The organism is Arthrobacter sp. P1_C12_2, from assembly GCF_056406415.1.
On sequence record NZ_JBFUAF010000002.1, the window covers coordinates 181,194 to 200,720 of the forward strand.

A 19,527-nucleotide genomic window follows, 5' to 3' on the forward strand; every position below is an offset into this window, starting at 1 on the left:
CTTGCTGTCTGCCGTTGGAATCGCGGTTGAGGGGCTCAAATCCACTTCGGTGCGGCCGGAACCGTGCCGTTGGTGGCTGCGGCGCCGGATCCGGTGGCGGTGACGCCGCCGCTACCGCGGCCCGCTGCCCATTCGACGACGGCGGCCAGCGGTCCGGAGACCACCGCGGGGGTCGCCGACGTCGTGTCCCCGAAGGTGAGGTCGCGGTCCGTGACTTTGACCACGAGGTCCTTGTCGGTGCCGCGGATCTTCCAGGCGCCGGTGATGTCCTTCAAGAGCCGTTCCAGCACGGGTGCCGGGATGTCGGAGAACCTGGCGCCGTTGGCCAGGTCCACGGCGTGCATCCAGACTTCGCGGCTGCGCATCCAGACCGTTTCGGTCGCCGGCACTTCCCGGCCCTGGATGGTGCGGACCGTGTGGTGCCAGGCGTCCTCGGGCAGGTCCCGCCATTCGACGTTCAGGTGCACGGCGGAGTGGTCGAAGAGGTGCCGCAGCGCGATCGGGGACAGCGTGGCGCCGAAGTCAATTTCGTGGTCCCGGACCGCTGTGGAGGCGTACATCGGGGTTTCCACCCCGGTGGCCGCCCACTCGATGAGCCGGGCGATGGCCCGGGCGTTGTAGCCGATGTGCGCCGTGATGTGCCGGCGGGTCCAGCCCGGCAGCAGCGACGCGCCGTCGAGCTCCGCGTCGGAGAGCTCGTTGAGCTTGCGGGCGAAGAACGCCGTCCCGCGCCGGGCCTGGAGCAGTGCCTGCAGGAGGTCCGGGTCCGTCGTCTGGTCGTGGCGGGCAACCATCAGGCTTCCTTGATGACGCGGTTCTTCAGCTGTCCCAGTCCCTCGATGGTGGTGACCAGGATCTGGCCTTCCTGCAGGTAGCGCTTCGGGTCCTGGGCGTGGCCCACCCCGCCGGGGGTGCCGGTGGCGATCACGTCGCCCGGGTTCAGCGTGATGATGGTGGAGATGTAGGAGACCAGGAACTCGGGCGTGAAGACCAGGTCACCGGTCGGGGTCTGCTGCTGGACTTCGCCGTCGACCGCGGAAGTCATCAGGGGGCCTGCGCTGAATTCGTCCTTGGTGACGAGGGCCGGGCCGAATGGGGTGGACTTTTCCCAGGTTTTGCCCTGCAGCCACTGGATGGTGCGGAACTGGTAGTCGCGCATGGACACATCGTTCAGCACGGCGTAGCCGGCGATGTGGTCGGGGGCGTCGGCCTCGCTGATCCGGCGGCCCTTCTTGCCGATCACCACGGCGAGCTCGGCTTCCCAGTCCACGGCGTCGGATTCCTGCGGCAGGGCCAGGTCATCGTTGGGGCCGATCAGGGATTCCTGGTACTTGGCGAACAGGGTGGGGAACTCGGGGACTTCCCGGCCCATTTCCTTGATGTGGTTGCGGTAGTTATGGCCCACGCAGATGATCTTGCCGGGGGAGGGGACGACGGCGGCGAGGTCCGCGCCCTCGGCCGGGTGCGTGGCGCCGTTCGCCGCCTTCGCGGTCGCTTCCCAGTTGGCGGTGCGGAGAAGTTCTCCGACGTCGGCGAAGCCGTCGATCTCGGTCAGGGTGTCGCCGTCCTGGCGCACAGCCCTAGTTACTGTGTTGTCCCCAACAGAGGTGCGGAGGGTGAGGAGTCTCATGCGTTCTTGCGTCCTTCGATGTAGGTGCGGTTGAAGTTCAGTCGTTCGAAAATGGGGGCGTCGCTGAAGCGGAAGAGGTCGAAACTTGTTTCTGCCTGCAGAGACCATTCGGCCCAGGACGGGACGACGAAGAGGTCGCCCTTTGTCAGGGTCCTGGTTTCGCCGTTCAGGACCACGGAACCGGATCCTTCGAAGACCTGCCAGACGCTGGAGCCGACCTCGCGCGTGGGTTCGGTGGTGGCGCCGGTGCGGAGGCGGTGGAATTCGGCCCGGATGGTCGGCATCACGTCCCCGCCCGTGGTGGGGTTGGTGTAGCGGACGGCGGCGTGGCCCTGGGACACGGTGGCCGGGTGGCCCTCGTCCTCCAGCAGCAGCTGCTCGGCCAGCGCGCGGTCCGTGTATTCCCAGCGGTACGCCGCGATCGGGGAGCTGGTGGTGTCATCCAGCCCGGAGAGCGGACGCAGGCCCGGGTGCGCCCAGAGCCGCTCGGAGCGGGAGATGTCCGGGGTGGCCTCGTCGGTAACGCGCTCGGTGCCGAACTCGAAGAACCCGGCATCGGCGTAGTGCACGAACGGGATGTCCAGGCCATCGATCCAGGCCATCGGCTCATCGGTGTCGTTGTGGTGGCCGTGGAAGTTCCAGCCCGGGGTCAGCAGGAAGTCGCCACGCGACATCCGCACCGGATCCCCGTTCACCACCGTCCACACGCCCTCACCCTCGACAACGAAACGGAACGCGTTCTGGGAATGCCGGTGCTCCGGCGCGGTTTCGCGGGCGCCGAGGTACTGGATGGCCGCCCACAGCGTGGGCGTCGCGTACGGCGTACCGGCCAGGCCCGGGTTGGCCAGGGCAATCGCCCGGCGTTCCCCGCCCCGGCCCACCGGAACCAGATCGCCGGCGCGGGCGGCCAGCGGATACAGGTCGCTCCACCGCCAGACGTGGGGCACCGCCTTGGGGGTCGGGACCATCGGCATCAAATCCGCGATCTCGGTCCACAGCGGGATCAGGTTCTCCCGATCAAAATCCCGGTACAGCTCCTTGAGCTGGGCAGCCTCTTCGGGCGTCGGCTCCGGAGCAGTGTGCCCCGCTGCCACTGATTCATGGGTCGTGTTCTCCGCGCTGATGGACACGTGGGCCTCCTCGGTAGGTCAGAACAGTTTCTTGGCGTAGTTCGACTCTACGGATGCCGGTGTGTGACCCCCAACATATTCTGCTGGTCAGAATTGGCCGGCTGTTCCTGACGGGACCCGGCTGCGTGTTCAGTCCGGCTCGGCCGGGTTTGCCGCGATATCGATCTCCAGTTGCCGGCACGTTTCCCGCAGGGCGGGGACGAGTCCGGCGTCGAACACTCGGCGGAATCGGGTCGCTGGAGTGGCGACGGTGAGCGCGCCGACGACGTGCCCGTCCCGGTTGTGCAGGGCGATGCCGAGTGCGCTCACGCCCTCCTCCGTGCCCTCGAAATTAGCCGCGAAGCCGTTGCTGCGGATGGACTCAAGCTCACGCAGGAACGCCGGGTACTCCGCGGCCGGGATGGTGTCCCCGCCAATCTCGGCATTGTTGCTGCGGAAGAGCTGATCGATCATCGGCGGCTCCAGTTCGGCAAGCATGGCCTTGCCGCCGGACGTCTTGTTGGCGGGCATCACCGTTCCCTGCCGGTCACCAACCCGCAACACGTTATTCCCTTCCACCGTCCCCAGGAAGCGCACTTTCGTGCCCACCCGCACCATGAGGTTGACAGTCTCGTTGAGTTGCGCGGAAAGCAGCTCCATGTGCGGCTGGGCGAGCGAGCGCAGCTGCCTTGTCCAGCTCAGACCCGCCGGCCCGACCCCCATGGCCGGTCCGGGCACATAGCGGCGGGTTTCGTCCTGCACGGCGAACCCCCGGTAAACCAGCATCGCCAAAAGGCGGTGGGCCGTGGACGGGGCCACCCCAAGCTCCTCGGCAGCGTCCTTGAGCCGGAGCGCGCCCCCGTCGCGGAGCAACTGGAGGAGCTGCAGCGCGTTGTCGACTGCCTCAATGGAATAAGTCGGCCGCTTCTGAACGGGCTTGCGGGCGGACTTGGCTGATGGGTTGTTCTGCACATCAGAATTGTATTGTGGTTCATCCGGGACGGCCACGACAGTAGTGGGATGAATCACACACCATCTGCTGCAGTGCAGCAACGGTTTTCGCCGGGGACTCCCGCCCCCACTACCGCTGGTAGGCCTGCATCAGGGTTCTCAAAAGGATCGGCAGCCGCCGTCCTCGTCTGCTGGTTGTTGGTGGTCTTCGATGGCTACGACCTGATCGTCTACGGCACCGTCCAGTCCTCCCTGATCTCCGAGACGGGCTGGGGCCTGAGCAAGGCCACCGCCGGAACCATCGGTTCCATGGCCTTCGTTGGCATGATGATCGGGGCGATCTTCGCCGGCCGGATGGCCGACTCCTGGGGGCGCCGCCGCACCATCCTCGGCTGTGCCATCGTCTTCTCAATCTTCACCATCCTCTGTGCCTTCGCCCCCAGCGCAGCCGTTTTCGGGGGGCTGCGGCTCCTGGCCGGCATCGGGCTCGGTGGCCTGGTGCCCTCGGCGAACGCCCTGGTCGCCGAACTGGTCACCGCCAAGTGGCGGTCCACCATCGCCACCCTGATGATGTCCGGCGTCCCGATCGGCGGGTCCATCGCCGCCCTCGTCGGCATCCAGCTGATCCCCGCCTTCGGCTGGCAGTCGATGTTCCTCGTGGCCGTCCTCGCGCTGCTGGTCGTGGTGCCGCTCGGAGTGAAATACCTGCCGGAGACCCTGGCCCCGGTCGGCGCCACAGGCAGTGCAACAGGCAAAGCCGCCCGCAAGGCGCCCGACGGCGGCCGCAAGGACAAGGAGCCGTCCGGTTTCAAGTCGCTGCTCCGCGCCCCGTATCTGGGGGTTAGCCTGCTGTTCGCCCTCGCGACCATCGCCACCCTGTTCGCCTGGTACGGACTGGGAACCTGGCTGCCCAACCTCATGCAGCTGGCCGGCTACAACCTCGGTTCCGCCCTGACCTTCGCCCTGGCCCTCAACCTGGGTGCGGTGGCCGGCTCGGTCATCACCGCATGGGCCGGGACCCGCTTCGGTCCGATCCCGACGGCGATCGCCGCGGCCGCCGTCGCCGCCGGGGCGCTCGTGGTTCTGGTTACGGGACCGCCGGTCACCGTCGTGTACCTCATGCTGGTACTCGCCGGCGTCGGCACCCACGGCACGCAGTGCCTCATCATCGCCGCCGTCGCGAGCCACTATCCCGGACACCTGCGCGGGACCGCGCTGGGCTGGGCACTGGGGACGGGCCGCATCGGCGCCGTCGCAGCACCCCAGATCGGTGGCCTCCTGCTGGCCGCCGGGTTGGGCGTCAATTCCAACTTCCTCGCCTTTGCCGGGGCAGCCGCCATCGCAGCAGTCCTGCTGGCCGCCGTCGGCCTCAAACTCAAGTCCAAATCCTCAACCTCTCACCCACTAACAGGAGCAAGCAATGTCTGAGCACGCCACGTCCACCGATGTCCTCGTCATCGGAGGGGGAATGGCCGGACTGGCCGGAGCCCTCGCGCTGCGGGAAAACGGCGCCAACGTCACCCTCGTGGAGCGGGCCCCCGAATTCGGCGAGGTGGGCGCGGGGCTGCAGATGGCCCCGAACGCCTCCCGCGTCCTGAAGCGCTGGGGCCTGCTGGAGAAGGCCCTGGAGATCGGCGTCCAGCCAAAGCACCTGGTCTTCCGCGACGCCGTCACCGGCGAGGAGCTCACCCGCCAGAGCCTCGGCGGGGAATTCGAGGAACGCTACGGTGCGCCCTACGTTGTGATCCACCGCAGCGACCTGCACCGGGTGCTGCTCGAAGGCTGCGAGGCCGCGGGCGTGAAACTCGTCAACGATGTCATGGTCGAGAGCGTGGAAACCATAAACGGCAGGGGAGTGGCCCACACGGCCGCTGGCGTGGACTACGAGGCCGACGTCGTGATCGGCGCCGACGGGCTCAAGTCCACCCTGCGTCCGCTGGTAGCCAACGACGAGCCCGTGCCCTCGTCCTACGTGGCCTACCGCGGCACCGTGCCGATCACCGAAAACACTCCCAAGGCCGACCTCGAGGACGTCATCGTCTACCTCGGACCGGACTGCCACCTGGTCCAATACCCGCTGCGCAAGGGCGAGCTGCTGAACACCGTGGCCGTTTTCAAGTCCGTCTCGTTCGAACGCGGCGAGGAACAGTACGGGGGAGTGGACGAGCTTGAGGCGGCGTACAAGGATTGCGTCCCGGCCGTTCAGGAAGCGCTGAAAAACTTGGGCACCAGCATGCGCTGGCCCATGTACGACCGCGATCCGATCGAAAACTGGGTTGCCGGCCGGATGGTGCTGATGGGCGACGCCGCGCACCCGATGCTCCAGTACCTCGCCCAGGGCGCCTGCCAGGCGCTCGAAGACGCAGCCGTGCTGCAGGACGTCAGCAACGCCGCCGTGTTCACCGCGAACGGCGTCAACCCGGAAGCCTGGGACGACGCCATCAAGGAATTCAACAACGTCCGCGCCGGCCGAACCGCCCGGGTCCAGCGCACCGCCCGCATCTGGGGAGAATCCTGGCACGTCTCCGGGCTGGCCCGGACGCTGCGCAACCTGCTTTTCAAGAGCAGGAAGGACAACGACTTCCGGTACAACGACTGGCTGTACGGCCAGGACGGCGACGGCGTGCCGGCAGTTCGCGCGGCCCACTCCAGTCTGGCGGACCGAATTTCTGCCTGACTTTCCGACGGGTCCGGGCCGGTCATCGGGTGACCCGTCACGTGTTCGGGGCCGGCTCCATCAAGGCGCCGGCCCGCTGCTTCTTCCGTCACGAGTGCAGAGGAGGGCGGTACACCCCTCTGGAACGATAGAGGCCCGTCAACCATGGTGGTCGACGGGCCTCTGTAATGGTGGGCGTTAGCGCTGTCCGGGCTCTCCCGGCGCAGGCGGGTACGGCTGCTGCGCTTGGGGCGGGTACTGACCCTGCTGTGGATATTGCCCCTGCTGGGGCTGGTAGAGATGTCCCTGCTGTTGACCGGGCTGGGGTTGCGACGGCTGGTAGGGCTGGCCCTGGGTGTACGGGGACGGAGCCGGCCACTGGGGTTGCTGTACCGGGGCGTACGGCGGCTGCATCGGCACACGGGCGTAGGCGGCCTCCGCCCGTGACTTTGCCCGGGCTTCGACGGCCCGGGCGGAGAAGAACCGCTGGTGGCCGAGATACACGACCACAAAGAGGCCCACGGCGACGGAGAAGAACGCGACTGCCGTCACACCGGACGTCAGGCCCCGCATGAGGCCGTAGATGAGCGTCAGCAGGCCGCCGATCAGGAACCCGCCGGCGAACAGCGGCTTCCTCGATTCAGTCCAGATACTGGCCCCCAGGATCACCAGAGCCGAGACGAGCGCCGCAATGGTGACGTTGCGGTTGTAGTCGTGCATCGCCGACTGATGGGCATCGATGGCTGCCTGCCTGGCCGCCGTGTCGAGACTAGCCAGCGACGACAGTTCAGGGGCCGGATAGAAGGTCGCGATGCCGAGGCCAACGAAGAGCACGATGATGATGCCCAGGCCGATCGAGTAAAGGACGCGCAGGGATTTTTCGGTCATACCCCTATCATGCGTAGGCAGTCAGGCCGGGACCAGAAGGCGCGCCTCTTGGTGACGGACGGAATCGTCCAGCTGCGCGAGCGAGAATTGGTGAAATCTGCAGAGCCGGACCAGTTCAGGGCAGAAACGGGCGGCCATGCGCACCCTTTTCGGTCATCGGTTCTAAGACTTCGAAAGACAGAAGATCAGCCCCTCTCGACTGATTATCTAACGCCGATAATCAACATTATGTCAAGTAGAAGTAAATGGAGCGCACCCCCACTCGCTAGTCGGGCGTCCCGTCACGCTCGCTTCGCTGGCGCAGGCGCTGCAGTTGCCCTGTGTGCACGTCGCTCACCCATTCCCAGCCGGGCTTGGCCGACGGACCAATCCGCGGGTCGCTGGGATCCTTGCCGTCACGCAAGGCGTGCACGTAGGCCCGATCTTGGTCGACCCGTGCGCGCACCTGGTCAGCTCCGCCGACGGACCCGTGGCCCGGGACCACGACATCGACGTCGCCCGCCACGTCCTCGAGCAACCGCAGCGCAGTGAGATAGTCCTCGATCGGGTCGCCGGTGCCATTCAGGTCGAGCAGCGGAATCAGGACATCAGAAAGCATGTCGCCGGCGACGAGGACTCCGCGTTCCTCGATCAACAGCGCCGCGTGCCCAGGGGCATGCGCCTGATGCTCGATGATTCGGATCCCCAGGCCATCCCACGGAATCTGCGCCGCCTCGGCGGGCAGGCCTGTGATGAGGCCGAGCAAGTCCAGGGATACCGTCTCGGGGATGCCGAACCGGCGCGCATCGATCCCGCCCGACAGGCGTTCCCGGGCGGTCGCCGCACAGCGCGCGGTGCCGTAACGGGGCACCGCACCGAGCCCGGCGTGCCAGAGAAGGTGATCCCAATGGGGATGCGTCGAGAAGCCTGCCACGACGGTGTGCCCCAAGTCCGACAGGTCGGTCACGAGACAGGCCAGTTCATCCTCGTGGACCCCGGCGTCGATGAGCAGCACCCCAGCCCCGCCCTGCACGACAACGGCATTGCTCTGGCAGAACTCGCTCTCGTGGATCAGCACACCCTCCGCGACCTGCGTCAGCACGCGCTGGCCCCCGTTATATCGCGGATGGCGTAGCGGAACTGCAGAGGCATCGTCATGCGGAAGATACTCCCCCGGTGACCCGCGGTGACGCAAGTAGCAGCGAGAACTCGCCGGCCACGAATCCGCCGGGTACTCAACGATCCAGGAAGAATCGAAAGTGCGAGACTTCCGCTTATCTCTTGATCTCGTAGCGCAGAATTGCCACGCCGTTTTCGAACGGGGTGGCCTCGAGCAGCAACAGGTCCTGCCGATCCTCGAAAATGCGCGTTCCCTTGCCGCGTGACACCGGGCAGACCAGCATCCGGACTTCGTCAACGACGCCGGCGTCCATCAGGGACTTCATGAGTTTCAAGCTTCCCCACAGCCAGATGTCCTTGCCGCTCTGCTCCTTGAGCTCCCGGATGGTGGCGACCGGGTCGCGCGTCACGGTGGCGGCGGGAAAATCGCCCCAGGGGGCGTCATCCAGCTTCGACGAGGCGACGAACTTGGTGAGGTTGTTGAGCTTCTCGCCGTACTCGCCCTGCTCTTTGGCGTACGGCCAGTAATCCTTGGTCTGGGCGTAGGTATTCGCGCCGAGAATCATCGTGTCGACCGAGTCGATGAACCCCATCACGCTTGCCTTGAACGCACTGGTGTCCGTCTCGGAGAAGGGCTCCCCTGACACGAAGCTGAGCCCGCCGTCCTCCTCCGCGGCGATGTTGTCGACGGTAACCCACTGCTGCACTATGAGTTTTCGCATGGCGCCAACTGTAGTAGCCGACTAGCGCGCGGTCATCCCGCCCCATCTCGTAGCGCTGGTCCGGTCCGGCGCGGTGTTCGTCAACGGCAAGAATGATCAGTCCCCTACACCGTGTGGCATGACGATCTACCGGATGGATCACGTCGGACGTTCCACACGCCGGTGGCCACCAGCATTGCGCCGAGGGCGCCCATGAACACCCCGGGCATCCCTCGCCTCACGTTCGTCGTCGACGCGGTCCCACTGCTGAGCGGAGCCGGCGGATCGGCCGCACCCACTCCCCCGCAACGAGTCCGACAGGGTCAGGGCGGTTTTCAAGCTCCAGGGTGACTCTGCACGACGAAGTGAATCTCTGGGTGCTTCCCTGACCTCTCTGGCCCTAGAGACAGCCTGCCGGTACGTCGGTTGCGGGTTTCTGGATGGTCCCGGCCGCCGCCGGCTCCTAAGACAGGGACTTTTCGGGACGACGCTCACCCCCATTGCTGTCTCCGGCCCTGCTCCCCCGTCGCGCCAGCCGGGTCAGTCGGGCGGGGCGCCGGACTTCGCAGGAACCAGGTTGGTAGGGAGCATGAACGCTGCCACGAGCCCGACGAGTCCCAACACGGCGAGAGCGATCATCGCGAGACCGTACGACCAGGTGACGAGGATCGTCCCCGCCACGGCGACGCCGAGCGATGAACCCAGGTTCGACACGCTGCGCGACAGGCCGGAGATCTCGCCCTGCAGCTCATCGGGGAAGCTCGACTGGACCAGGTTTACGGAGGGTGTCAACATCGTACCCACTCCCAGCCCGATCAGCAGGAGCCCGGGGGCGAAGGCCCACGCAGACGGATTCCCGCTCACCATGGCGACAAGCAAGGCGATCCCGCACAGCGTGACGATGAAGCCGACGATGACCAGGGTGCGTTGCTTGTACACCTTCGCGAGCCGCCCTGCCGCCATCGACGAGACCAGGATGCCGGCGGTGGCCGCCGTGAAGATCACCCCGGTCTCGATCGCGTTGTACCCGCGCACGACTTGGAGGTACGCCGACACGACGAACGAGGTCCCCAGCAGAATCAGCCATTGCACGTTCTGCGTGATGAGGCCGAGATTCGATGTTCGATTCCGGAAGAGCCCGGTGGATAGCAGCGGCTCCTCACCGTTGCGTTCCATGGCCCGCACGTGGGTGAAGAACCACAGCAGCAGCAGCGCGCCGGCAGCCATGAAGACCGCCATCAGCAGCAGGTCGTTGTCCGCCAGCATGATGCCGGTGACGAGGACCACCAGCCCCGCGGCAGAGAGCACAGCCCCCATGGAGTCAAACGGCTTGCTCGGATCCGCGGGCACCGGATCCTGAACCGCCCGGCGGCTGAGCAAGATGATGATCACGATGATCAGCGCCTGGAAGATGAATGCCGCACGCCAGCTGATCGCGGTGGTGATGAGCCCGCCGATCAGCGGTCCCGCGGCCGCCCCGATCCCGCCCATGCCGCTAATCACTCCGAATGCCCAAGCACGGGAGGTCACGTCCGTGAACAGCATGGTCGTCAGAATGTAGACGGGCGGGATCAGCAGGGCCGTACCGACACCTTCCAGGATCGAGTTGCCGAGGATCAGCACGAACAGGTTCGGCGCCACCGCACTCATCACCGCCCCGACCCCGTACAGCGAGAGTCCGATGATAAATAGTCTCTTGCGACCCCAGAGGTCGGTCAGCTTGCCGCACGGAATCATCAGCGCGGCCATGACCAGCAAGAAGATCGTGATGGCGGTCTGGATTCCCCTGACGGTTGTGTTCAGATCCTCGCTCATGTCGTTGATCATCACGTTCATGTTCGAGCCCGCGAAGCTGCAAATGAACTGCGCCAGGGCGAGCGGCACCAGCACCCTGCGCAGCTCCTGTTTCGTTCGGCCTGTGACCACGTTTCCGGCCATTCCGAGCTCCTTTCGAGGTGGTCGCGATGCCGTCCGACGGCGGATCGCTGGAGTGCGGGGGTGGCGACCGTCGACCGTCTCGCCGGACGGCACAACGGCGGACGCCCCGGGGCCGGTCAGCCTTGGGGAGCGCGTTCTGGCGCTGGGTCGAGGCGGAGCAAATGCCATTGCCAGGCATCAAGTCCGACGAACAGCCCGTCGACGAGATCGTCACCGGCGCGGTCGAAACTCATGTCCCGGGTCGGGTCGGTCAGCTGCCACCGGTGACCACGCAGGTCCTGCCAGGGTGCGCTCACGTGACCTTTTGCGGGCGCATCGCTCAGATTCACCACGATCAGCCACCGGCTGGCACCGTCCCAGCTCCAGGCGACGAGGTTTTCGAAGCTGTTCTCACCTTGCCACCCCGACCGTTCACATAATTGCCAGTGCCCGTCCCGAAAGGTCGGGTCGGCGACAGCCGCCAAGAGCCGGCCGTAGAATGCCGCGAGCTGGTCATCGACCGGCTCGGCGGGGAACCGACCGAGGAACACCGGAAGGCGTACCCTCCACCCCAACAGCTGGCCGTGGTGAATGAGCCGGGCCCCGGTCTGAGTCAGGGCCGCCACCGCCGCCGCCTGTGTACGGCCGGCTCCGAACGCCGTCGCGGCCCGTGGCTCGTCGTGATTCTCCACGAACCGAACAAGGGCGTTCTGATACGTGGGTTCTGCCAGCAGGTGTTGCCGCACCTCGTCGGCGCTACCGCCGTGAAGCCGGTCATACAAACGCTTGTCGTAGCAGTAGTCGAAGCCCTGCTGCATCAGGGACCACTCAAGATCCCAGTAGGCTTCGGCGAGGAATACGAAGCCGGGGTGGGTTTCACGGACGGCGGTGATAACCGTTGGCCAGTACTCTGTACTCGGCGCCGGACCGACCCGGGCACCCCAGGTGCGGGCGAAAACGTCGTTCATGACCAGCATCGCCATGTCGCAACGCACCCCGTCGCACTGATCGGCGATCGATCTCACCGTCTCCACCGCCGCCGATCGCAGGGCCGGGTCGAAGGCGTTAAGCTGGACGACGTCCGGCCACGCCGGGAAGTAGGGGTCCCGCCCGTTGGCGAACACCTGGCCGCCTACCTCGACGAAGGACGCCGGATCCTGGGCCCGATCCGCGGCGGTTCCCGACACGAAGACCTCGGGCGCCCCCGTGGTCCACGGATGATCCGGTGCGACATGGTTGGGCACGAAGTCGAGGATCAACCGGACACCCCGGACCGCCAGCGCCTCCCGGGCGGCGGAAAGCCCGTCCGGGCCACCCAGGCGGTCATCGACCACATAGTCCCTCACGCAGTATGGCGACCCGACGACATCCTCGTCACGCCAATCGGGAAGAGCGGCCTGGAAATCGGACCGCAGGGCTGGATTCTCCAGGGCGATCCCGATTCCGGCGGGGCTGCGACGCCAGACCCCCATCAACCAGACCGAGTCGAAACCCAGTCCGGCAATCTCATCCCAGTACCGTTGCGGGACGGAGCCCAGATCGGTTGGTTGACCTTCTTCCACGCTGATCGATTCGAGCCATGCCCATGCGTTGATCTCGTAGATATAGGGGTGGGCCACCGGTGGCGGGAGGCCTGGCCCCTCCGTGTTGTTTGGCATGGGTTCACGGTTCCGTTTCCGGCGGTGCTGCCGTGGTGGTCGGGTCCGGGCTATCCCGGAACACCATCCGGTAGCTATGGCGGGGTGGGTCGAGGATGAGGTCCGCGACCAGCGCGGTCCACCCGGTCTGGTGCATGGCGCCGAGGCCGGCCCCGTTGTCGCCGTGGAAGTACTCGTAGAAGAGCAGGTTGTCCTTCCACGCGGGATCGTTCTGCAGCAGGTCGACGCCACCATAGACCGGTCTGCGTCCGTCCGGCCCGGGGAGCCAGATGCCCACCAGGCGATCGGTGAGGTCACCGGCTATCTCTCGCAGGGTCAGGTGGTGGCCGGAGCGGGTGGGGTATTCGACGGTGAAGTCGGGACCGTAGAACTCGTCGTACTGCAGGAGGGACCGGATGACGAGGTAGTTGACCGGCAACCACACCGGCCCCCGCCAGTTGGAATTGCCGCCGTACATCGCGGTCCGCGATTCGGCTGGTTCGTACTGGATGGCAGCGGTTGGCAGCCCCGGAACCGTGTAGGGGGTGTTGTGGCGCTTGGAGATCGATCGCAGGCCATGGGGAGACAGGAACGCCTCCTCGTCGAACACGGTGGCGAACAGCCGGGCGAGTTTGTCCATCGGGAGGACCGACAGCAGCGTCCGCCGGGAGTCCCCGGTGCCACGGACCTGCCAATCGAGGATCTCGTGCCGATCGGTCTGTTCCAACCGGCTGGCGAACCGCTTCCGCAGCCGGCGGTTCCGGTCCGTGTCCTGAGTGGGGAGCGCGACCGCGGGCAGCGCAGGGATCAACCCGACGAGGGTCTGCACCTTGATCGGGACGGTGATCCYGGAAGGGTCGGTGAGCCGGTCGTAGAAGAAGCCGTCCTCGGCGTCATAGCAGCCTGAGTCCTCCAGCGCGTCCATGATCAGTACGGTCTGTTCCAGGAATTTCACCACCATGTCCTCATAGACGTCGTCATGTTCGGCGATTTTGGTGGCTAGGGTGAGCATCGCCACGGAGTAATACGCCATCCACGCGGTGCCGTCGGCCTGGTCCAGCTTGAAGCCGGGCGGCAGGTGCGAGCGGTCGATTGGGCTGATGTTGTCCAAACCCAAAAAGCCGCCGCCGAACAGGTTGTTCCCGTCGGGGTCCTGCCGGTTGAGCCACCAGGTGAAATTCAGCAGCAGCTTGTTGAACACCCGCTTCAGGAAGTGCAGGTCGGTGCCGCCGTCGATGACGAACACCCGGATGGCGGCCAGCGCATGGACGGGCGGATTGACATCGTCGAAGCTCCACTCATAGGACGGGAGCGCACCGTTCGGATGCTGGAACCACTCCCGAAGGAGCACCAACAGCTGGTATTTGGCGAACGCGGGATCCAGGTGCGCCCAGGTGACGGCGTGAAATGCCAGATCCCAGGCCGCGAACCACGGGTACTCCCACGGATCGGGCATGGCAAGCACGTCGAACGAGTCCAGGTGCCGCCACCCCGTGTTCCGGCCGTTGCGATGCCCGGCCGGCGGCGGAGGTTCAGCGGGGTCGCCATCCAACCACCGGTTGACCCGGTACGGGTACATTTGCTTGCTCCAGACCAGCCCCGCGCAGGACTGGCGCATCACCTGCATCGGACCGGCACCGATCCCAGAGGGGGCAATCGCCGCGTAAAACTCGTCCGCTTCCCGCTCCCGGTCTGCCATGACGTCATCGAAATAGGAGTCGGACCAGCCGGCGGCGGGTGCCGTTTGGTCCGGGACCGGCCGGTGCAGCCGCAGCCGCAGCTCGACCCGGCCCCCGCCCGGCACGGCCACCTGATACCACCACGCTGCCTTCGTACCCTGAAGTTGCGGATTCACGGTGTCCGCGCCGGAGACCACGTGATCGTTGATGCCGTCCTTCGGATAGGCGGTCACCGGAGCCGCCCCGAACAGTCGGGCCGTGTTCGTCTCGTTGTCGCAGAACAACGCCTGCGGCCGCACTCCCTCCTTAGTGGGAGCGGCGTCGAGCCGGTAGCCGGACAGTCGTGGGTGCTCGACCACGACGCCGTCCCCGTCCAGGGACAACGACGGCGCCTCACCGCCTGAGACCCGCCACGTGTTGTGGAACCACATGGTGGGCAACACCGAAAGCACCGCTTCCTCGGGCGAATGGTTCTCGATGGTGATCCGGGCCAGTACCTCGGTCGGTGAGGCCTTCGCGTACGCGACATCCACGGACCAGTACCGGCCCTCGTCGAAGACACCGGTATCCAACAACTCGAACTCGGGTTCGTCCCGGGAACGCCGGGCGTTCTCATCGATCAACTGCTGATACGGAAACGCTGCCTGCGGGTAGTGATACCGCCACCGCAGCCATGCATGGCTGGGCAGCGCATCCGGGTACCACCAGTATTCCTTGACGTCCTCCCCGTGGTTGCCCTGCGGACCAGTCAGCCCGAACATCCGCTCCTTCAGGATCGGATCGGCCCCGTTCCACAGCGCCAACCCGAGGCACAGGTCATGGTGAACATCGGACAGCCCCGCCATGCCGTCCTCGTTCCACCGGAACGCGCGGGACCGGGCATGATCGTGGGGGAAGTATTCCCACGCGTCGCCACTGTCGCTGTAGTCCTCCCGGACCGTGCCCCAGGCCCGCTCCGACAGGTACGGCCCCCACTCGTACCAGGGATTCGCCTCGAACAGAACATCCTCCGCCGCACCCGTGGCCTCGGCCAGCCGAGCATGTTCAGCGGTCACACGCGGAGATGCCGCGGGCGGCGTCGTCGTGTCATCGGTCATGGGGTCCTCCCAAGGAAGCGGTGCCTGCCGAACCTCTCAAGACATGCCCGGATGGCGGCCCACGACCTGGTCCACCGACCCTCTACGACGTCGTGCGCCGCGCCGGGCGTGCCCTCTGGCATGACGATAGCAGGCAGCGCACCGCCCTAGTTGCCCGGGAGCAACAATTCACCTTTCGTTCACGTCGTCGGGTCTGCAGCTCGCCGTCGGGCAGGGCGCCGTGGCGGCGGTTCATCCAGTGCTCGGACGGTTTGGGACCTTCCGGCACAGCGGCCTCGCCGGCAGCCCGTGTGGCCAGCGGGTCGTCGGTCAAAACACGGGAAAATACCTGTCAGCATGGAAGTTCGCAGGGACCGTTGGAACAGCGCGCACACCAACGATCATTCCGGCTCGGGCCGGTGACTGTCCTGACCGCGTAGCCGGGTTGACGGCCGGCGAGACCCACACCAAGACAGCACAAAGATGATCCATCCCGCCCTCGCTCCGGAGGGTCCCGGCCGGGAACGGCGCCGGGCCTCGGCGTCAGATGGGAGGACGGCCGGATCGGACTCATCGTTCCAGCGGGCGCCGGCGGCCGCAGGTCCGGGCGCTGCAGTGCCCGGACCTGACGGCGTCGGCGCAGCGACAGCCTTGGCGACGTCCGGGCGGAGGACATAGGCGATGAACTCCCTCCGCACAACCGGTTTGGCCGCCACATAGTAGCCTCGACCTTCCCCGGGTCCGCCGACGGCACGATCGATCGCGCGGACCAGCGACCCGGGCAAGAACCCGTCGGGGCGCAGTGTGCGTAACTGTTCGAGTTCACCCTGGGTGAGTCTTCCCAGCAGACCCTCAATATCGGGCATCGCCTGCCTCCTCGCAGCCAATGGCACCCGTCTCTAATGCTAGACCCGGATCCGGAACGGGTGAACTATGCCCTCTCCAATCCGTGCGGCAGGGCCGCGAGGGCCCGCCGGGAATGGGCATCGGCCAACCCGCTGATGCGCACCATCAGCCAGCCATGGGGCGGTCGATGGCAGACACTCCCCACCGCTCCCCTGCTTCGCGCGCTGGAAACCTTCCGCTGACGGTAGGGCGGCTTCAGTCCTGGATTGCGTCCTGGTTGGTCCCGCGGCGCAGTCTGGTCCTTGCACTGTTTTCGACCAGAGTCGGGACGAATCCGAACCCGAGAAGAAGTCCTGGATCTCGTGAGCGTCCCAGGACAGCGCGGAGCAGATGGCCGGGCCAGGTGTGACGGTAGCCGAGAACGGGAGCTCATCGGGCTTCAACGCAATACTGGGGCGGGAAGTTGACCCGGCGATGCGCCCTCCCCGGTTTCGGGTGCCTGGACGCCTCGGGAAACGCCACGGCAATTTCCCTTGAGTGGTTTGTGGGTGTGGATTTGGGCCGTCAAATTCACCGGCAGAAGTTAATGACAAAGCGGCCCTAGAAGCCTATGGTCGGGTTCAGCGTTCATTCTCAAGGGGGGACAATGGATCGCATCTGGCGCTCGCCGATCAGAATTTCAGTTCTAGCGGCGGCATTGCTCATGACATCATGTGCAGTCCCCTCATCAAGCGTGCCGGGATCAGCATCCTCCACCCCCACCATTTCCGGTACCGCCGCGGCATCACCGAGTGCCCTGGCCGGTTCCGGAAGCAAGAGTCCCGTCCCGGCCACCCCCGGCCCGCCGCAGGAAACGTGCGCAGCGTTCCTGCCTACAGCGCCTTGCGCCGCCTACAGTAGCTTCGCCGCAACATCGACCGGTAAGGCTCAGCCCTGGGCGGCCGCGCGGACCATTAAGGTGCGACTGACCTCCGTGGAAGGTACCCTGCAGCTGGCCATGAAAACGGACTGCTCCCCCATTAGCGGGCCAGTCACGATTGCTGGAAACATCATGGCCATCGGGAGGATCGCCACTGGCGCCAGCGGCTGCATCGGTACTGCCGGTATACACCAAGCTTGGATTGATGAATTCCTAAAACGTCCCATTGCAATGACCTATACACAGAACACTTTGGCCTGGACGAGCGGGACAGACACGCTCAGCTTCAAAGCCGAGTAGCCACCTTGTTAGAACTTTGCGGACCGCCCCAGGGCGGTCCGCTTCTTTGGCCCAGCACCGACGGCGATTACGGAGCTTGCCGGATCAGGCACCGCATCGACGACAGGGTCCATGCGCGCTGCCAATTGGCTTCAGGGTTTACGATCTGGCGGGTTCCCCCAGTCGAGGCGCAACGACGATCTGCACATCGTCTTCATACAGCAACGGTCCCGGATCATCCGAAGTCACCACCTCGTATTCAACTCGGTAGCGACGCAGAAGATCCTCGTAAAAGTCCATGTTGATGTGGTGCAACAGATGCATCGCCGTGCTCTTGAACCATGCTTGGGCCGTTGGGTTGATCTCGCGATCGTAAACCGATGCATCCACGGTTGCCGGGTCCACATACGCGCAGTCAGCTCGATCATTGGCACTGCGCCACGCAGCCCAATCCTCAGCGCTGAGCCTGCCGCTGGCCGCCAGACCGTTGGCGAGGCCGAAGATGCCCGGGTAAATGCCTCGGGAATTTGGAAAGACGGCCTGGTAGCGAACGTACTTAGACCGTTCGGTGAGTCCCATGGCGCAAGCCATTCACACGAATCAAGACAAGAAGGCTAAGCCGGGCGAGACTCGGCCGGGCACTACCCATCTCGCCGCGGCGTCGTTCCGGAGAGGAACGCGGTCGCGCCGCCGTAGACCTGGTTGAGATACTCCCCGGCTTCCGTATCGAGAAGGGGTATGGCCCATCCGCCGCGGTCGAAGCCGCCGCTGCGATCCTCGTCCGGTCCGCCCAACCCCTGCATCACGCCGTCCACCGAGACGTTGGTCGTGGTCGTCAACCTCATGTCGTTTCACCTTGTCGAACAACGGCCGCGGCCCCCCGCCTGGATCCCGCTACTGGCTACAGACAAGCACACCTAGTTTTGGTGATCAACGGGGCATCGTTGTGTCGTGCGCACGCGGAAAACGGCGAGCGCTGCTGGAGCTCTCGGAACCGCCGGTGTCAGTGTTCCTCACCTATGAGCGGCACGAAGGCGACAAATACTGGACGCACCGCCTGAGCCGGACCGCCCAGTGGTGACATGATGGGCGCATGAGCCAAGTCACGTGCGATCTGACCATCTCTCTTGACGGATTTCTCGCCGGTCCGAACCAAAGCATGACGGACCCCCTGGGCGAGGGCGGAGAGCTGCTGCACAGGTGGCAGTTCGAAGAACCCGAGTCCAACGCAGCCGAGCTCGAAGGCATCCTCGCGGCCGGCGCGTACATCATGGGACGGAACATGTTCGTGGGTCCCGGGACTTGGGATGAGCAATGGCGGGGATGGTGGGGTGAGGAACCGCCCTATCACGCGCCCGTGTTCGTCCTCACCCATCATCCACGCGAGCCCCTCGAGATGCAGGGCGGCACCACGTTCAACTTCGTAACCGATGGTATCGAATCGGCGCTGGCCCAGGCGCGGAAGGCCGCTGGCAGCAAGGACGTGGCCATTGCCGGAGGAGCGCAGACCGCCCGCCAATTCCTTTCGGCGGGGCTGATCGACGAACTGCGGCTCCACATTGCGCCCATGGTCCTGGGGGCGGGCGAGCGGTTGCTGGACGGCGTGGGGGACCTCAAGCTTGAGCCGTTGGACGTGAGGGGTTCCCGTCTCGTCACCCACGTGCGCTATCGGGTAATCCGCTGACAAGCCGACGCCCGGAGAACTGACGAGCGGACCTGACCGGGGCTCTGACGATCTCCTGGCCGGAAGCGGCGACTGACGTGTTGGCCTATTACCAGCACGAACATCAAGCGTGGGGGTCCCGCGCCCCGGAACTTGCCTCGTTTGTCGCAGAGTCCGGCCAGGAGGCGCTCCGCGACGACCACGGCTTTGCGGCATTGGCGGCTGCCACGATCTCTCTACTCTTTGGCCGACGTGCAGTCTGCATGCTGGACGTGTTCCTGACGGAACGTCTGCGTGGCAAAGCGGTCCATTGTCTTCGAGGGGCATGTGCCCCCTGGAGTGTCATCACGATAGTGATTCGGCTAGCGCGATGCATCGGCAGTCGACTCGTTGACTCGAAGACAGGTTCGACCGCGGGGTGTGCAGGGCGGTGGTGTGGGGCACAAAGCTGACGGATTAATACACAATGGCGTGAATA

At 65.6% G+C, this 19,527-nt stretch carries 16 protein-coding genes; 4 read left to right on the forward strand and 12 right to left on the reverse strand.

The features are described from left to right. Window positions 1-35 precede the first annotated feature (35 nt). The 4 genes from AC1DZQ_RS03450 to AC1DZQ_RS03465 all read right to left on the reverse strand — a co-directional run bounded on the left by AC1DZQ_RS03450 (window position 36) and on the right by AC1DZQ_RS03465 (window position 3,711). Window positions 36-794, reverse strand: a complete 759-nt coding sequence (locus AC1DZQ_RS03450) for a maleylpyruvate isomerase family mycothiol-dependent enzyme (protein WP_476962171.1) — start codon at window positions 792-794, stop codon at window positions 36-38. Then, window positions 794-1,630: a fumarylacetoacetate hydrolase family protein gene (locus AC1DZQ_RS03455; RefSeq protein WP_476962172.1), complete on the reverse strand. Its 837-nt coding sequence runs from the start codon at window positions 1,628-1,630 to the stop codon at window positions 794-796. Before AC1DZQ_RS03455 ends, AC1DZQ_RS03450 begins: the two co-directional genes overlap by 1 nt. Continuing rightward, complete coding sequence (locus tag AC1DZQ_RS03460) at window positions 1,627-2,760, reverse strand: cupin domain-containing protein (RefSeq protein WP_476962173.1); 1,134 nt, start codon at window positions 2,758-2,760, stop codon at window positions 1,627-1,629. Before AC1DZQ_RS03460 ends, AC1DZQ_RS03455 begins: the two co-directional genes overlap by 4 nt. A gap of 129 nt (window positions 2,761-2,889) precedes the next feature. Continuing rightward, window positions 2,890-3,711: an IclR family transcriptional regulator gene (locus AC1DZQ_RS03465; RefSeq protein ID WP_476962174.1), complete on the reverse strand. Its 822-nt coding sequence runs from the start codon at window positions 3,709-3,711 to the stop codon at window positions 2,890-2,892. Window positions 3,712-3,759: 48 nt separating this feature from the next. Here AC1DZQ_RS03465 and AC1DZQ_RS03470 point away from each other — a divergent pair, with 48 nt between their 5' ends. Further along, window positions 3,760-5,118: an MFS transporter gene (locus AC1DZQ_RS03470; RefSeq protein WP_476962175.1), complete on the forward strand. Its 1,359-nt coding sequence runs from the start codon at window positions 3,760-3,762 to the stop codon at window positions 5,116-5,118. Further along, window positions 5,111-6,367, forward strand: a complete 1,257-nt coding sequence (locus AC1DZQ_RS03475; RefSeq protein ID WP_476962176.1) for an FAD-dependent oxidoreductase — start codon at window positions 5,111-5,113, stop codon at window positions 6,365-6,367. Before AC1DZQ_RS03470 ends, AC1DZQ_RS03475 begins: the two co-directional genes overlap by 8 nt. 177 nt (window positions 6,368-6,544) lie before the next feature. Here the strand turns inward: AC1DZQ_RS03475 and AC1DZQ_RS03480 are convergent, their stop codons facing one another. The 6 genes from AC1DZQ_RS03480 to AC1DZQ_RS03505 form a co-directional block, all read right to left on the reverse strand. Beyond that, a complete protein-coding gene (locus tag AC1DZQ_RS03480) occupies window positions 6,545-7,234 on the reverse strand; it encodes a hypothetical protein (RefSeq protein WP_476962177.1) in 690 nt (229 codons plus the stop codon). A 265-nt stretch (window positions 7,235-7,499) separates the two neighbouring features. Continuing rightward, window positions 7,500-8,315 carry an MBL fold metallo-hydrolase gene (locus AC1DZQ_RS03485; protein ID WP_476962178.1) on the reverse strand — a complete coding sequence of 272 codons (816 nt, stop codon included), beginning with the start codon at window positions 8,313-8,315 and terminating at the stop codon, window positions 7,500-7,502. Between the two features lie 172 nt (window positions 8,316-8,487). Then, entirely contained in the window at window positions 8,488-9,054 is a 567-nt protein-coding gene (locus tag AC1DZQ_RS03490) for a dihydrofolate reductase family protein (protein WP_476962179.1), read from the reverse strand. 519 nt (window positions 9,055-9,573) lie between these two features. Then, window positions 9,574-10,971 (reverse strand): MFS transporter, encoded by a 1,398-nt coding sequence (locus AC1DZQ_RS03495; protein ID WP_476962180.1) that lies wholly within the window; start codon window positions 10,969-10,971, stop codon window positions 9,574-9,576. 116 nt (window positions 10,972-11,087) lie between these two features. Beyond that, window positions 11,088-12,608: a hypothetical protein gene (locus AC1DZQ_RS03500; RefSeq protein ID WP_476962181.1), complete on the reverse strand. Its 1,521-nt coding sequence runs from the start codon at window positions 12,606-12,608 to the stop codon at window positions 11,088-11,090. 4 nt (window positions 12,609-12,612) lie between these two features. Continuing rightward, window positions 12,613-15,363 carry an MGH1-like glycoside hydrolase domain-containing protein gene (locus tag AC1DZQ_RS03505; protein ID WP_476962182.1) on the reverse strand — a complete coding sequence of 917 codons (2,751 nt, stop codon included), beginning with the start codon at window positions 15,361-15,363 and terminating at the stop codon, window positions 12,613-12,615. A gap of 1,798 nt (window positions 15,364-17,161) precedes the next feature. Here AC1DZQ_RS03505 and AC1DZQ_RS03510 point away from each other — a divergent pair. Continuing rightward, the gene (locus tag AC1DZQ_RS03510; protein ID WP_476962183.1) at window positions 17,162-17,407 is read left to right on the forward strand and encodes an META domain-containing protein; all 246 of its coding nucleotides are present in this window, start codon (window positions 17,162-17,164) and stop codon (window positions 17,405-17,407) included. Window positions 17,408-17,545: 138 nt separating this feature from the next. Here AC1DZQ_RS03510 and AC1DZQ_RS03515 read toward each other — a convergent pair whose 3' ends face one another. After that, a complete protein-coding gene (locus AC1DZQ_RS03515; protein WP_476962184.1) occupies window positions 17,546-17,965 on the reverse strand; it encodes a hypothetical protein in 420 nt (139 codons plus the stop codon). A 62-nt stretch (window positions 17,966-18,027) separates the two neighbouring features. Then, window positions 18,028-18,231 carry a hypothetical protein gene (locus AC1DZQ_RS03520; RefSeq protein WP_476962185.1) on the reverse strand — a complete coding sequence of 68 codons (204 nt, stop codon included), beginning with the start codon at window positions 18,229-18,231 and terminating at the stop codon, window positions 18,028-18,030. Window positions 18,232-18,479: 248 nt separating this feature from the next. Here AC1DZQ_RS03520 and AC1DZQ_RS03525 point away from each other — a divergent pair, with 248 nt between their 5' ends. Beyond that, the gene (locus AC1DZQ_RS03525) at window positions 18,480-19,070 is read left to right on the forward strand and encodes a dihydrofolate reductase family protein (protein ID WP_476962186.1); all 591 of its coding nucleotides are present in this window, start codon (window positions 18,480-18,482) and stop codon (window positions 19,068-19,070) included. Window positions 19,071-19,527 lie beyond the last annotated feature (457 nt).

Excerpts from the sequence above, each read along its gene's own strand:
- AC1DZQ_RS03450 (WP_476962171.1), bottom strand. The coding sequence starts at position 794 with ATGGTTGCCCGCCACGACCAGACGACGGACCCGGACCTCCTGCAGGCA.
- AC1DZQ_RS03455 (WP_476962172.1), bottom strand. The coding sequence starts at position 1,630 with ATGAGACTCCTCACCCTCCGCACCTCTGTTGGGGACAACACAGTAACT.
- AC1DZQ_RS03470 (WP_476962175.1), top strand. The coding sequence starts at position 3,760 with ATGAATCACACACCATCTGCTGCAGTGCAGCAACGGTTTTCGCCGGGG.
- AC1DZQ_RS03475 (WP_476962176.1), top strand. The coding sequence starts at position 5,111 with ATGTCTGAGCACGCCACGTCCACCGATGTCCTCGTCATCGGAGGGGGA.
- AC1DZQ_RS03480 (WP_476962177.1), bottom strand. The coding sequence starts at position 7,234 with ATGACCGAAAAATCCCTGCGCGTCCTTTACTCGATCGGCCTGGGCATC.
- AC1DZQ_RS03490 (WP_476962179.1), bottom strand. The coding sequence starts at position 9,054 with ATGCGAAAACTCATAGTGCAGCAGTGGGTTACCGTCGACAACATCGCC.
- AC1DZQ_RS03495 (WP_476962180.1), bottom strand. The coding sequence starts at position 10,971 with ATGGCCGGAAACGTGGTCACAGGCCGAACGAAACAGGAGCTGCGCAGG.
- AC1DZQ_RS03500 (WP_476962181.1), bottom strand. The coding sequence starts at position 12,608 with ATGCCAAACAACACGGAGGGGCCAGGCCTCCCGCCACCGGTGGCCCAC.
- AC1DZQ_RS03515 (WP_476962184.1), bottom strand. The coding sequence starts at position 17,965 with ATGGGACTCACCGAACGGTCTAAGTACGTTCGCTACCAGGCCGTCTTT.
- AC1DZQ_RS03520 (WP_476962185.1), bottom strand. The coding sequence starts at position 18,231 with ATGAGGTTGACGACCACGACCAACGTCTCGGTGGACGGCGTGATGCAG.
- AC1DZQ_RS03525 (WP_476962186.1), top strand. The coding sequence starts at position 18,480 with ATGAGCCAAGTCACGTGCGATCTGACCATCTCTCTTGACGGATTTCTC.